This window comes from Peribacillus sp. 05N428, from assembly GCF_056397085.1.
Genome location: NZ_JBFTMS010000019.1, coordinates 90,836 through 104,351, shown reverse-complemented (window position 1 = coordinate 104,351; position 13,516 = coordinate 90,836). Strand labels below are relative to the sequence as shown.

At 38.7% G+C, this 13,516-nt stretch carries 8 protein-coding genes and 2 pseudogenes; all 10 read right to left on the bottom strand.

From position 1 onward, the window contains the following. Positions 1–272: 272 nt before the first annotated feature. A complete protein-coding gene (locus tag AC1DIV_RS17835) occupies positions 273–1,181 on the bottom strand; it encodes a PhzF family isomerase (protein WP_340876653.1) in 909 nt (302 codons plus the stop codon). A 554-nt stretch (positions 1,182–1,735) separates the two neighbouring features. Next, entirely contained in the window at positions 1,736–2,569 is an 834-nt protein-coding gene (locus AC1DIV_RS17830) for an SDR family oxidoreductase (protein WP_340876654.1), read from the bottom strand. A gap of 169 nt (positions 2,570–2,738) precedes the next feature. Continuing rightward, positions 2,739–3,329 (bottom strand): SDR family oxidoreductase, encoded by a 591-nt coding sequence (locus tag AC1DIV_RS17825; RefSeq protein WP_340876655.1) that lies wholly within the window; start codon positions 3,327–3,329, stop codon positions 2,739–2,741. Between the two features lie 844 nt (positions 3,330–4,173). Next, positions 4,174–5,865: an L-lactate permease gene (locus AC1DIV_RS17820; protein ID WP_262869403.1), complete on the bottom strand. Its 1,692-nt coding sequence runs from the start codon at positions 5,863–5,865 to the stop codon at positions 4,174–4,176. Positions 5,866–6,396: 531 nt separating this feature from the next. Then, positions 6,397–6,957, bottom strand: a pseudogene (locus tag AC1DIV_RS17815) (IclR family transcriptional regulator); the annotation flags it as partial. A gap of 10 nt (positions 6,958–6,967) precedes the next feature. Further along, complete coding sequence (locus AC1DIV_RS17810) at positions 6,968–7,747, bottom strand: fumarylacetoacetate hydrolase family protein (RefSeq protein WP_340876656.1); 780 nt, start codon at positions 7,745–7,747, stop codon at positions 6,968–6,970. A gap of 16 nt (positions 7,748–7,763) precedes the next feature. Next, positions 7,764–7,997, bottom strand: a pseudogene (locus tag AC1DIV_RS17805) (NAD-dependent malic enzyme); the annotation flags it as partial. 224 nt (positions 7,998–8,221) lie between these two features. Further along, positions 8,222–10,402 carry a malate synthase G gene (locus tag AC1DIV_RS17800; protein ID WP_340876657.1) on the bottom strand — a complete coding sequence of 727 codons (2,181 nt, stop codon included), beginning with the start codon at positions 10,400–10,402 and terminating at the stop codon, positions 8,222–8,224. A 288-nt stretch (positions 10,403–10,690) separates the two neighbouring features. After that, on the bottom strand, positions 10,691–12,157 hold the full coding sequence (locus AC1DIV_RS17795; protein WP_340876658.1) for an FAD-linked oxidase C-terminal domain-containing protein: 1,467 nt from the start codon (positions 12,155–12,157) through the stop codon (positions 10,691–10,693). Next, positions 12,158–13,516, bottom strand: coding sequence for a (Fe-S)-binding protein (locus tag AC1DIV_RS17790; protein ID WP_340876659.1), 1,359 nt, complete (start codon positions 13,514–13,516; stop codon positions 12,158–12,160).

Below are 13,516 nucleotides of genomic sequence, written 5' to 3'. Positions count from 1 at the left end.
ATTATTAGCACCCTCATGTGGAAGGAAATAACCCTGATGTGTACCGCCTAATTTATTAACTAATCGAATCCACATCTTACCGTATTCCTCGAACTCATTTAATTTATATGGGTCAATAACATATTTCAAATAGCATGTAACCATTTTAATCCCCCCGAAAAATCTATTTTTTTCCATCATAACATATAATTCGACTAACCTGCCCCGTTAGTGCCATAAGAAAAAGGCTGCCTTGAGACAGCTTCGATCTTAAGCTAACGCACGTTAAATGGCTATTCTAGTAATAACTCGGACTTAAATACGATTACAGCATTTCCCGCAATCCTTACTTCCTCTGGTTCCTGATTACAAATTTTCACTTGGACATCAATGATACCCGACCGTTTTATAGCTTCGCCCTGCACTGCTTTAAAGCTGAATAAAGAATTATCATGTTTGACAAGTCCATGGTGTATTAAGTATGCGCCTAAAGGACCGTTCGCATTACCCGTAACAGGGTCTTCGTTAATACCAATTGCAGGAGCAAACATTCTTCCATGAATTAAAATTTCCGAGTCGGGAGCATTTATCGTAAAAACATAGAAACCATTGCAATTAATTAACCCACTGACTTTTGTAAGTAGATCCATATTAGGGTTTAATTGGTGAAGAAGTTCAGAACCCTTAATTCCAATCATCACCTTGGAATGCCCGGTAGAAACGATTTGTACTGGACAATCTTCTAATAAATCTTTTTCACTAATATTGAGAGCCGTTAATATGTTTTCCAAAGCTACACCATCAATCACCGTTTCAAAACTAATACTACCCTGCGTCATGATAATTTTGTAATCATTATCTTCATTAATCACATCGACTGGTAAAATGCCGACACCGGTTTTATGATAAACTTTAACTGTATTTAAACTATTTTCAACTGCACGAGCATAGTGGGCCGCAATCGTCGCATGTCCACAAAGGGGAACCTCATGTGTAGGCGTAAAAAAACGAATATGTACATCAGATTCACTATTGGCTGATTTAAAGATAAATGCCGTTTCCGAATTGTTTAGCTCTCTTGCAATCCTCTGCATCTCACCCGAAGATAAACCATCTGCATTTGTAATTACACCAGCAGGATTACCCGATAATTTTTCTTTCGTAAATGAATCAATTTGATATAATCGGTACTTTCTTGGCATGTCATTTCCCACCCTTTAATATAGTGAATTTCCGGTCCTTTATACTTTCTATAATTCTTATTATATTAGATTACCCCGTTAACTCCACAAGAAAAAGAGTGATCGCCACAGCTCTTTAAAGAACTAACGCACCCTTTCGTATTATAAGGTCATCCAGAAAATATTTCTGGTTGACCATTTTTTATATCGATATATGATAACCGTAGCCGGGGTAGAACGTCCGCACCTGTGGGACTAGATCCCGTCAACTAAACAGTTCGCCCCCTACTTGATGCGAGGTAAGAAACTTAGGATTGTGAAATACCCAAATGGGAAATTTGACGAATTTTAGAGAAACTCCAACAATAAATGAATATTGTCTCTCGCTTTTTTTAATGTATTAAAAAGCCAACTTTACCTAGTATTAATTCGTCCCTTTTGAGGTGCATCTTGATTAAATGACATTATAAATGGCATAGGAATTGACCTATGCCAATTTCCTATAATATAAGGGGGGGTAACTTTATAAAAAATACTGCCTCATTTCTAATTGAGACAGCATTTTGAGATTTCTTTCATCGTTCTGCTGGTTTAAGTGGTCCGTAAAAATAAGCAGCAGTCGCTCCCCCGTCAATTAAGAAATCAGACCCCGTGATGAAAGCTCCCTGTGGCATCATTAGCAGCTCAGCCACATTTGCAACCTCATCAGCTGTTCCTGGGCGTCTGGCAGGGCACTTGGCAAACATATTCTTATAGAATTCTCCTCTTGGACCATTAAATTCATCTATAGCCAATGGAGTTACGATAATCCCTGGGGAAATGGAATTGATACGAGCATCTTTTTCCCCCCAACGTATAGATTCATACATAACTCGTTTCACATTGCAACGTTTCGCCATTTGATAGGCGTGCAACGTGTCCCTGATGTTTTCTGGTCGAAGGACTTCTAAACTAAGGAGTTCTTCAGTTGGTGTCGTTGCCAGCTGTTCGTCAATTTCAATCCCCAATTGAGGCATTCTATGTCCAGACTGACTGGAAATTGTTACACCAACGCCTCCAGGAGCTATGACCTTACCTACTTCCTCCAGCAATACTGCGGTTCCATACAAATCTACCTTCAAAATTGTTTCAATAGGTGCTTGACTAGGTGATACACCAGCTGCATTGATAAGAACAGAGATTTCACCATATTTCTGACCTTCTGCAATCCATTTTAAAATAGATTCTCTGGAAGAAATGTCCGTTTCGACAGGCACCACATCAAATCCGGCTTCTTCCATAATTTTTGCAATAGCCTTGGCATTATCTAGGTTCTTATCACCAATAATAATTTTCTTACCAAAGCCGATTCTTCTTGCTATCGCCATGCCGATCTGTCCGGCACCGGTCCAAAGAATAACTTCTTTCATTATTTATCCTCCTAAAATTTACACAGGCTCTACTACTTTTAATGTTCTTCAACAGACCGCTTCTTTAGTGTTTGTTAGACCTCCAATAAAGTACGCATGTTCACAAACTTGTACTAAAACAGACGTTTTCCTATAAGGAAACGGCTATCTACATTCCAATTTCATATTTTTATGAACTGGGTTTGCTTACCCCTAAACTGTTTCGAACTTCCATTCCAGGCGTTACTGCTAATTTAACAATCAAGTCTGCAAGACTTTTTCTGGATATATCATGACCTTTAAATGGTTCGCCTTTCTGAGTAATTTGGTAATCAATTTCATCTTTATTGGTAAACCATCCGGGTCTTAAAATCGTATAATTAAGATCTGAGGCTTCAATGATTTCAGCCGAATTACGATAAGGGTCTAATATACTGCTATATCTCTGACCTGGGACTTCATCATAAATTCCCATGGAACTGATCCAAATCAAACGCTTTACCCCAGTGGCATTCATTGCCTCCACTACCGTTGTCGCCATTTGTTCTAAATTACCAGCTAGATTGGCATACACAACATCTTGTCCATTCATAGCCTCTTTTAGTTTTTCTAGGTCTATAACGTCCCCTTCGATTACCTGAACACGATTAGAATCGATTTTTCTTAGTCTTCGTGAATTTCGCATATAAAGCGTCAACTGTGCGTCAGTTTCTTTAAGGAACATATCAATAGCTACACGAGCAAGTGACCCGTTTGCTCCAAGGATTAAAACATTAGTCAACTCTGAAACATCCTTTCTGTTAGTTAATTACTTGTTGATTCTGAAGCATTTACTGGATGCCAATTGCTGTATTGATTAGATCATTCGATAGCCTCCAAAATTGATATCAATTGTTCTTTATTAAGATTTTCGGAGAGGCACTTAATTAGAAGGGGGCTTGGCTTCAATTTCATCTATTGTAGAACTTTTTAAAAAGTAATTAAGAAGTATATGTAATATTTCAACACGAGACATAGATAGAATTTACATCATTCAATCTTTTTTAGAATAGCTATTGTATAAAATGAAAGAAAATTCACAAATAAAAACACCGCATTTTGCGGTGTTCAGACTGTTGTCTATAGTCTTTTTATGGTTTGTACAATGAACGTTAATTTCCTCTCCAAGCACTCTCTTTTCGCTGGCGGTCCGGAAGCCTACTCAGCGCCTTTGAGCCTGTATCTATCTTTTTTATAAACACCGTGACTTTATTTAAAAGCGTGAAACAATCACAGAGATGTATATTTAAAAAGTTCCTCCAAAAGGAGAATACTGGATATAAACCTTTAGGGCGAAACTCTATTGCCCCAACTTTTTGGCAGAAGTAACTATAAATTCTACATAAAAATTAGTTTTATTAATCATATGGTGTTCAACAAGAGGTGGGACATTATATCTTCTTGGATTTAATTCTATAAGTGCGCCATCAACTTCATGCGTAGCTATCTTTCTTTTCCAATGAAAAAACACCATTTAAAAGTCGTTTGACAAACTTGCGACTTTTAAATGGTGTTTTTCTTATTTTTATCAACTCATATTGATCTCATATTGACTCTAAATAAAGATATTTGCTTTGCAATCTTACTTAAGGAATCATCCAGGATAACACCCCATTCTGCAAATATGTCATGATTCCAACAATAATCACCAGTATAATACTATGCTTTATAGTGAATCGAAACAAATCAGATTCTTTCCCTGCTAGGCCTACTGCGGCGCAAGCTACTGCAATTGATTGAGGCGAAATCATCTTTCCGGTAACTCCGCCTGAAGAGTTCGCTGCCACTGCGAGCACCGGATCCATGCCTATTGAAGTAGCTGTAACTTTTTGCATGTTACCGAATAGTAAGTTGGCTGAAGTATCAGAACCAGTAATGAACACTCCTAGCCACCCTAGTATAGGAGAGAAGAAAGGGAATAAAAATCCTGTTTTCGCCAATACCATCCCCATAGATGTGCTCATTCCTGAAGAGTTTGTTACATAAGCGTATCCTACAACAGAAGCGATTGTGATAATGGGAAATTTAAGTTCGTTTAGTGTTTCACCGAATGTAACTATCCAACCCTTCCAAGAAATTTTTACAATATATTTCGTAATGATTGCTGCAATCAGAACCGCTGTACCAGCAGCACCTAGCAATTCCAGCTTGTAAAAGGCAGGTATCGCTTCTCCCGCAGCGTTTATAATCTTATTATTTAATAATGGAACGTTAGGTATAAACGAAAATGCATGCCCTATAGAATTAATCATTGATAAAACAACATTTGTTCCTTCATAGTGTCCTGTTAGTGCCTGCTTTATGGTTGGAATTCCCCAAAGGGAGATTACTCCCGTTAAAACCAGGAATGGTGACCACGCTTTAAAAATTTGTCCGCCGGTATAAGTTAGCTTGTGGCCAGTAGGTTCATTTACAGCAAGTGTTGCAGCCATTTCTTGTTCGGCTGAAAAACGGAAGATGGTTTTCGGTTTCCAAAATTTAAGGAAAACTGCTAAAGCAAGTAATGAAACAAGAGCCGATAAAATATCCGGAAGTTCTGGTCCAAGGAAGTTAGAGCTTAAGAATTGTGTTACAGCAAAAGTAATACCAGTTACTAAAATTGCAGGCATGACTTCGAAGGCTTTTTTAAAGCCTGCCATAATCACGATTAAATAAAATGGTATGACTACAGATAAAAACGGTAATTGGCGACCAACCATTTTTGAAATCTCCATCGCAGAAATTCCGGTAGGTCCCTCAAGCGCAATAATTGGTGCTCCTATTGCACCAAATGCAACCGGTGCTGTATTGGCAATTAAACACAAGCCAGCTGCATATAAAGGATTGAATCCAAGACCAACAAGAAGTGCAGCAGAAATGGCAACAGGCGCACCGAAACCAGCGGCTCCTTCAAGAAATGCCCCAAATGAGAACGCTACCAATAGTGCCTGAAGACGACGGTCTTCCGTAAGTGAAACAACTGAATTACGAATAATATCAAATTGTCCTGTTTTTACGGTTAATTTATAAAGGAAAACTGAACTGATAATGATCCAACCAATAGGCAAAACCCCGTATACTGCCCCGTGTGTAGCAGACATAATCGCCATTTGTGTTGGCATTCCAAATGCAATAACCGCCAACATCAAAGCAATTAATAGCGTCGTGAGCCCTGCCAGATACCCTTTCATTCTCTTCACTGCCAATGCCCAGAAGAAATAAAGTATTGGAATTACTGCCACGATAGCGGATAAAGCGAGGCTATCTCCTACCACTGTAAAGTTTTGTGTATATGTCATATTGTACCCTCCAATTTATAGTCCCTAAAAGTAACCGCTTACATATTTTTATTAAAATATGCTACCATTTCTTCTGCTCTAATTTACAAGAAAGTGAAAAAAAATTTGAATCCACTGAAAATATTCAATTTTTTCGTGTTGTAAAGTCCGGATGTTTGTGATTTTATCTTGGTTGCGTAATGATAAAATCATAATAGTGCTTGTCCGGTAAAGGGACTATAAAGTACTTTAAACCTTTAGTTACTAAAGGTTTATTGCGACTAAGGGTGAGATATACAAAAAGAAAAACGCTAGGAAATCTGCTGTCTTCTCTACATAATATTTCCCTTAACACTTTCTATCGGCATGATAACACTCTATAAGACAATTCCCCCTTTCTGTTTCGTATTAAGAAACAATGTTTCTGTAAGTTTGCGAAAAAACACTATGTTTAGTAACTATATAAGTAGTTGTTATATAACAATCACTAATCCTATTTTAATTATACAAATTATTGGTAAAATTTTAAAACCAATATCAAAATTTGCCCGATTATTTTGAAAAAAAGATATATCGGGCAAATTTTCTTTGAAAAAAAATTCTAAAAATATATTGGAAAGTAATTCCACTTTGAATTCCAAGCCTTGTTGGACCAGATATGATGACAGCAGCAATGACTTTCCCCGAATGAACGAAAATAGGAACGGCAATACAAGTAATTCCGTATTCATTTTCTTCTAGATCCAATGCACAGCCTTTAATTCTAACCTGAATGAGTTCTTGAAGGAAATCATCTTTATTCGTAATCGTTTTGTCAGTATGCATTGGCATTCCCTTTTGCTCAAGAATGTTAAGCACGACATTAGATGGCAAATAAGCAAGAATTGCTTTGCCGACTGAAGTACAATGCATGGGTTCTCGTTTTCCAACTTTAGCGTGCATTCGCAGAGTTTCGTTTCCTTCTAACTTTTCAATATACACCACTTCACCTTGGTCATAAACAACTAGATGGATAACCTTATTTGTGGTATTCTCCAGTTCTTGCAAGTATTGCCTTGCTTCCGATCTCAAATCAATTGATTCCAGCAATTTGGAACTAACCTCTAAAAATTTTTAACCGTACCTAATACGCTCTTGCACCTTCTTTAGCCGTAACAAATGTATTTCGAAGAATTCCAATTTCCTTTATTTCACATTCTATAACGTCGCCTGCGCCGACCAACTCTGCTCCAACAGGACTACCTGTTAAAATTACATCTCCCGGTTTAAGTGTCATAACTTTCGTCAGATAGGAAACCATTCTGCGAATTGGAATAATCATCAGTTCAGTTGAACTGTTTTGTTTTTCAACATCGTTCAGTTTTGCTTTGACCTTTACATTAAAAGGATCAAGTATGGTTTCAATAACAGGACCTAATGGAGTGAACGTGTCAAATGATTTACCAATTGTCCAGTGGCCATCCTGGTGGAAAAACTGAGGTGCTGTTACGTCATTTCCAACTGTGTATCCAAAAACATAATCCAGTACGTCGGATTCAGGCACATTTTTTGCCTCTTTCCCAATGACAATCGCTAATTCGGATTCAAACTTTACTTCCTTGATACCCTCTGGAATGATAATTTCATCTTCAGGTCCAATCACTGATGAAGTTGGCTTAAAGAAGAATACTGGAATTTCCGGGAGCTGTTCCGGAAGATCCTCCACATTTGAAACGAAGTTTGCACCGATTCCAATGATTTGATTTGGTTCTAGGGGTGCAATAGACTTAACTTCACCCTGAGAAAATGTTTGGCCTGTATACTCCCAAGCACCAAAAATATCGCCCTTAATTACTCTTATTATACCTTTTTCTATAACACCTGTATGAATGGAAGAATTAGCTATAAACCTAGTAAACTTCATTGTTTTATTGCTCCTCTCAGACTTCTATTTCGGTTTTTTTTCTCGCAACACCAGACTGTATTGCTGCCTCTGCTACAGCATTGGCGACAGATTCTACTACTCGGTTGTCGAAAGCATTTGGTATTACATAATCATGTGTCAGTTCTTGCGGCTGAATTAAGTTTGCAATTGCATAAACCGCTGCCACTTTCATTTACTCATTAATTTCAGAAGCGAACACCTGAAGTGCCCCTTTAAAAATCCCTGGAAATTTCTACAGCTACTTTACATTTACATTTATTTTCCCTTTAGTACTCATATGAAGGTCTAGTGCTTTTTCCCGAAGGTCTTTCATAGCTTCAACTCCCCTAATCTGTTATCACTATTTAATAATGAAAGTTAGTTGTTGAAACTGCAGTACTTCAATTAAATTAGCAATATACTCTTTACATTGTAAATCGTGACGTTGTAAAAAATAGAATGTCCCCTAGTTGTTTATTGTTTTATAGCAAACTTTGCTTTTGCTTCAATGCGGCGACGATGCAATATTGGCTCAGTGTAGCCACTTGGCTGATTATAACCTTCAAAAATCAGGTCACATGCAGCTTGAAATGCCACCGAATCGTCAAAATTCGCAGAAATTGAGCGATATGCAGCGTCTCCAGCATTTTGTTCGTCTACTACTTTAGCCATACGCTGAAGCGTCTCTAGCACTTGTTCCTTTGTTATGATACCGTGGTGTAGCCAGTTCGCCATGTGTTGGCTGGATATACGTAAGGTCGCACGATCTTCCATTAGTCCCACGTCGTTGATATCAGGTACTTTCGAGCAACCAACTCCCTGGTCCACCCAGCGAACAACATAACCTAGCATAGTTTGAGCATTGTTATTAATCTCTTCCTGTATTTCCTCCGGGCTCCAATTAGAATGTTTCGCAACTGGGAATTGTAAAATTTCATCCCTCAAGTCTCTAGATTCACTGATCTTTTCATTTTGGACCTTCGTTACATCAACTTGATGGTAGTGCAGTGCATGCAATGTAGCTGCAGTAGGTGATGGAACCCACGCCGTAGTTGCACCTGTTTTTACATGTCCAATCTTTTGTTTTAACATTTCATCCATCAAGTCCGGCATAGCCCACATACCCTTTCCAATCTGGGCACGCCCCTGGAAGCCGCTTACAAGGCCTGTATTAACATTCGATTTTTCATAGGCTTGCAACCAAGTGGATGATTTCATTTCACTTTTTCGAATCATTGCTCCCGCTTCCATAGAGGTATGGATTTCATCACCAGTACGGTCTAAAAATCCGGTATTTATGAATACTACCCGTTCCTTAACTTCGCTTATGCAAGCTTTTAAGTTTAAAGATGTGCGGCGCTCCTCATCCATAACACCAATTTTTAGAGTATTCCGTTTTAGACCGAGCAATTCCTCTACTTGATCAAATAGATGGTTGGCAAAAGCGACCTCTTTTGATCCATGCATTTTAGGTTTAACGATGTAAATGGATCCTTCGGATGTGTTTTGGTATGGGCCGTTTCCTAAAAGAGTATGTTTTCCAAGAAGACTAGTGATGATTGCATCTAAAATTCCCTCTTGGATTTCCTCCCCATTTTGATCTAAGATTGCATTATTCGTCATTAAATGACCTACATTACGAACAAACAAAAGTGAACGACCTGACAAAGACAATTCTTCTCCAGTCGGGGTCAAATAAATGCGATTAGGATTAAGAGTTCTTGTCGTTGATTTATTGCCTTTTATGAAGGTAGCAGATAAATCTCCTTTCATTAATCCTAACCAGTTACGGTAAACTAGAACTTTATCCTCGGCATCTACCGCAGTTACTGAATCTTCACAGTCCATAATCGTCGTTACTGCTGCTTCTAATAGAATATCTTTAACGCCAGCCTCGTCAGTTTTTCCGATTGGATGACTGAAATTGAATTGAATTTCAAAGTGCAGGCCATTATTTTTCAAAAGTACAGCACTTGGGTTTTGTGGTTGTCCTTGATAGCCAGTTAATTTCGATTCGTCCTCAAGTCCTGTCGTTTCTCCATTCCGGAGTGCAACATTCAGCTTTCCAGACTCAATTGTGTATTTTACAGCATCTTTATGAGAAGCTTCCCTTAATGGAGCTGCTTGGTCAAGAAACTCTCTTCCAAACTCAATAACCTTAGCACCACGAACTGGGTTGTAGCCACCTTCTCGATGTGCACCATCTTCTTCACTGATTGCATCTGTACCATAAAGTGCGTCATAAAGGCTTCCCCAGCGGGCGTTGGCGGCATTGATTGCATAACGAGCATTATTAACTGGAACAACCAGTTGCGGTCCAGCTTGGATAGCTACTTCGGCATCCACACCTTCAGTGGTGATCTTGAAATCTTCAGCCTCTGGTTCAAGATATCCAATTTCTTTTAAAAATGATTTATACTCTTCAAAATCAAAATCATTATTATTTTTTCGATACCAAGCATTTATTTGATTTTGAATCTCTTCACGATGTGCCAATAATTCCTTATTTTTAGGAGTTAATTCATTTATCAAATTTTCTAAACCAGACCAAAACTGATCACGATCCACTTCACTACCTGGTAGAGCTTCTGAATTAATAAATTCAAATAATTCCGTTGCAACTTGAAGATTCCCTGATTTAATATATTTTGTCACTATGAGTTCCTCCTTGTAAATCAAGATTTTATTTTAGATAATTCTTCTCTGGAAAAAAGTAATTTGTTCACTCTAGGATGTAATTATCCTAATTGCTCTATTTGTTTTTACAAAACAATGTTTCTTTATCTGTGTATAAAAACGATGGCACGATACCTGATATGGATTCGAATATTTCATAATATTATAATAATTTATATTTATCTCTAAACTTTAGCAAAAGGACTTTGCCACGAAATGAATTGGCTTCATCCGTTTTATGGACTGCGCCTTACTAGACAAACATATTTAAGATATAGCAGCTGCTTCTTTTTCTTTTAAATCTCTTTTTATCTCAACACAGCGTCCCGGCATCGGGAATAATTTCCCTGCATTTAAAAGGTTATGAGGATTGAATACTTCTCGAATATCTGTTTGTGCAATAATCTCTTCGTCAGAAAAGACGAAACGCATTTCCTCTATTTTTTCAATCCCCACTCCGTGTTCACCTGTAATCGTCCCCCCAACATCAGCACATGCTTTTAAGCAGGCACTACCAGCTGCCAGGGCCTTTTCGCTTTCCCCAGGGATTCTGGCATCGAAAAGAACAAGTGGATGTAAATTCCCATCACCCGCGTGGAAAATATTAGCGATTCGCAAACCATATTCTTCGCTGATTCGATTGATTTTGTTTAATACCTCGGGCAATTTGCTTCGTGGAATAACACCGTCCTGTACTAAATAGTCCGGTGAAATGGCTCCCATGGCACCAAATCCTGTTTTACGATTGGCCCACCATCTACCTCTTTCGAGTTCATCCTGTGCTACCTTCACTTCAAGTACATTTCTGTACTTACACACTTCCAAAATGTGATTAATTTGCTCTTCAATACCTAATGAGATTCCATCCACTTCAATGAGTAGGACAGCCTCAATATCACTTGGATGACCTACTGGAAAAGCAGCCGCCTCCACTCCTTCAATCGCTGTTTTATCCATCATTTCAAGGGCTGCCGGTACGATTCCTGCTGAAATTATATCAGATACGGCCTGACTTCCGTCCTCCACTTTATCAAAATAAGCAAGAACAGTTTGTTTCGCTTCCGGATTTTTCAATATACGAACAGTGATTTTCGTTACAATGCCTAATGTTCCTTCAGACCCTGTCAACAGACCGAGCAAATCATATCCAGGAGAATCAGGAATTCCATTTCCACCCATTTCTATAATTTCCCCGTTAGGAAGTACAACTTCCAGCCCTAGAATGTGATTCGTGGTTACTCCATACTTAAGACAGTGAGCCCCTCCAGCATTCTCTGCGACATTTCCGCCAATTGTACAACAATATTGGCTAGAAGGATCCGGAGCATAGTAATATCCTTTATCAGAGATAGAGTTCGTGAGTTTAAGATTGATAAAACCAGGCTGTACAACAGCACGCCTATTTTCGAGATCAACGCTTAATAGCTTCTTCATCCTGACCAGACTGATAATGACTTCTTCATTTAAAGGTATAGCACCGCCGCTTAATCCAGTTCCAGCGCCACGGGCTAGGAACGGCAGTTTATTTTCGGAACAATATTTAACTAGTTTGGCTACTTCCTGAGTATCTTTTGGAAAAACAACCGCTTTAGGTAAGTGTCTATGAAGCGTAAATCCATCGCTATCATAGGCAAGCAGATCCTCTTTGTGAAATAGAATTGAATTGGCGTCGCCAACAATAGCCTCTAAATTCTTTATATGTCGATCATTCGATTTTATTTTTTTCGGTGCCATTTACTGTCCCCCCTTTAGATCATCCTCTTTTTGATAAGCCCAATCCAGAAGCTGAATTGTATGGACGACTTTTTGATTTCTACCATATTTCTGTACCCCCATTGCCATCTGAAGCATACATCCTGGGTTACCCATTGAAATCATCTCAACATCGCCTGGCACATTTTGCATTTTGCTTTCTAGCACGGCACCGGCCATTTCCGGATTAGTGATGTTATATATACCTGCACTTCCACAGCAGCGATCAGCGTTTGGCATATGTACCATTTCAACTCCTGGAATACTAACAAGAAGGTCTCTCGGTTCCTGGCGAATTCCTTGACCATGTGCTAAATGGCATGCGTCATGATATGTGATACGAGTGTTCAATTCAGCTTTTGGTATTTCATAGCCTGTTTCATGAATATATTTAGAGATGTCCTCGACCTTAGCGGAAAATTTTTCAGCTTTATCATGCCATTCAGGCTCTTCCCGAAACAATTCAGCATATTCCTGAAGCATACAGCCGCATCCTGCTGCGTTAACGATGACTTTATCAGCATCCTTAAACGCTTCGATATTCTGTTTCGCCAGCTTTCTTCCAGTTTCACGGTCACCGGCATGAACATGTAAGGCTCCACAGCAAGTTTGGTTTTGCGGAATTGTCACATCATTTCCGTTTCGTGTTAAAACATTAATCGTGGACTGATTAATATCACTGAACATAACGTCCATCACGCAACCTGTCATAAACGCCACTTCTGCTTTAGTTTTTCCTAATGCTTTGATCACTTTTTCATTTTTGTATTTTTTGCGTACAGGCTCTTTAATTTCAGGCATAATTGCTTCCATCTCAATTAAATGCTGTGGCATAATATTCATTAACCCTATTTTGCGAACCACTTTCTGCAATCCGCTCTTCTGATAGAACTTTAATAAACTCCCCACTGTATTCAGTCTGTTTTGATGTGGGAACATTCCTTCAAGTACTAATCTACTTACTTTTCCTTTCACTCCTGTCAATGGAATCGCCTGTCGAATTTGTCCGCGAGCCTCTTCAATTAATCCTCCGACATCTACATTCGCTGGACAAGCAGTGGTACATGCACGACAGTCAAGACAAGCAAAAACAGGATCCATGAATTGCTCGTTCACCTCGAGCTTTCCTTCTGCTACTGATTTGATAAGATGAACACGCCCACGGGGAGAATGCTGTTCCTGGCCTGTTAGCTCATATGTTGGGCAGGATTCCAAACACATACCACAATGTACGCAATCTGCCCATTTGTTTTCATCAGGCTTATCACTCCATAGATAGTTGCTTAAGATATTGGATGTACATGATGGATCTTGATTTATATCTACTTCTCTCAGACTCAC

Coding starts and splice junctions, on each gene's coding strand:
- AC1DIV_RS17835 (WP_340876653.1), bottom strand. CDS start 1,181: ATGCCAAGAAAGTACCGATTATATCAAATTGATTCATTTACGAAAGAA.
- AC1DIV_RS17830 (WP_340876654.1), bottom strand. CDS start 2,569: ATGAAAGAAGTTATTCTTTGGACCGGTGCCGGACAGATCGGCATGGCG.
- AC1DIV_RS17820 (WP_262869403.1), bottom strand. CDS start 5,865: ATGACATATACACAAAACTTTACAGTGGTAGGAGATAGCCTCGCTTTA.
- AC1DIV_RS17810 (WP_340876656.1), bottom strand. CDS start 7,747: ATGAAGTTTACTAGGTTTATAGCTAATTCTTCCATTCATACAGGTGTT.
- AC1DIV_RS17795 (WP_340876658.1), bottom strand. CDS start 12,157: ATGGCACCGAAAAAAATAAAATCGAATGATCGACATATAAAGAATTTA.